The sequence below is a fragment of the Pseudomonas sp. Pseusp97 genome, assembly GCF_047304025.1.
Lineage (GTDB): Bacteria > Pseudomonadota > Gammaproteobacteria > Pseudomonadales > Pseudomonadaceae > Pseudomonas.
Window position 1 is genome coordinate 1 of sequence record NZ_JBGLYK010000585.1, and the last position, 249, is coordinate 249.

Here is a 249-nt window from a genome sequence, read left to right on the forward strand (position 1 = left end):
GTGACATACCGGTCACCGCGCTGAACGCCCGTCTGAAAACCGTCTCATCCTGATATCCGCAGGCAAAGGCCACCTGGCTGACGCTGTTGCCGGGCACTTCAAGCAGTGTAATCGCGCTCTCAATGCGCACACGAGTGATGAAACTTTTCGGGCTCTCCTGCAGCAGGTCGCGCATTTTTCGGTGCAGCGTGCGCGGCGTCATATTGAGCGCGGCGGCAAGTTGCTCTACGGTGATGGCCGGGTTCTGGT

1 protein-coding gene is annotated in these 249 nt (G+C 59.4%); it reads right to left on the bottom strand.

Annotation, left to right across the window (positions count from 1 at the left end; all coding sequences use genetic code 11):
* The coding region (locus ACCC94_RS30420; RefSeq protein ID WP_413353262.1) for a helix-turn-helix transcriptional regulator at positions 1-249 on the bottom strand (249 nt) is incomplete at both ends.